At 68.5% G+C, this 683-nt stretch carries 1 protein-coding gene and 1 pseudogene; both read right to left on the reverse strand.

What is annotated here, in order from left to right; all coding sequences use genetic code 11:
* The coding region (locus B1729_RS20320) for a family 1 glycosylhydrolase (RefSeq protein WP_204318983.1) at positions 1–211 on the reverse strand (211 nt) is incomplete at its 3' end.
* 69 nt (positions 212–280) lie between these two features.
* A pseudogene (locus B1729_RS20325) lies at positions 281–683 on the reverse strand (polyphosphate kinase 2 family protein); the annotation flags it as partial.

A 683-nucleotide genomic window follows, 5' to 3' on the forward strand; every position in this document is an offset into this window, starting at 1 on the left:
AGCGGTGGTAGTGGTCGCAGGCGACATCGCCCGTGTCGCCGTTCCACACCTTGCCGGGCGTCTTCGAGAACGTGTCCCAGATCGACGGGCCGCGGCCGTCCTCGGCGAACGCGCCCTCCACCTGATACGAGGCCGTCGCCGAGCCGAACGTGAACCCGGGAGGGAACACGAGGCCGGTGTCGCGATAGTCGGGGGTTGCCTGCGTCTGGATCGAAGTCACGCCGTTCACTCTGTCATCTCGGGCCGGCCCGTCGCGAACGCTTGCGCGGGAGAGGCGCGCTCAGCTCGCGGCGAGCCGCTTCTTCTCGGCCGCGACGTCGAAGGTCGCCGCCGGCCAGTGCGGGTCGATCTCTTCGAGCGCCTCCAGCAGCAGGTGCTGCACCGCGAGGCGCGCGTACCACTTGCGGTCGGCGGGCACCACGTGCCACGGCGCGTGATCGGTCGACGTGCGCTCGAAGACGGTCTGGTACGCCGCCATGTACGACGGCCACAGCTCACGCTCGTCGACGTCGCCCGGGTTGTACTTCCAGTGCTTGTCGGGGCGGTCGAGCCGCTGCATGAGCCGCGACTTCTGCTCTTCGGGAGAGATGTGCAGCATCACCTTCACGATCCGCGTGCCGGTGTCGGTCAGGCGCTTCTCGAAGTCGTTGATCGCACCGTAGCGGCGCTCGATCTCGTCGGCC

The sequence above is a fragment of the Microbacterium sp. B35-04 genome, from assembly GCF_010634885.1.
In the GTDB taxonomy this organism is placed as follows: Bacteria; Actinomycetota; Actinomycetes; order Actinomycetales; family Microbacteriaceae; genus Microbacterium.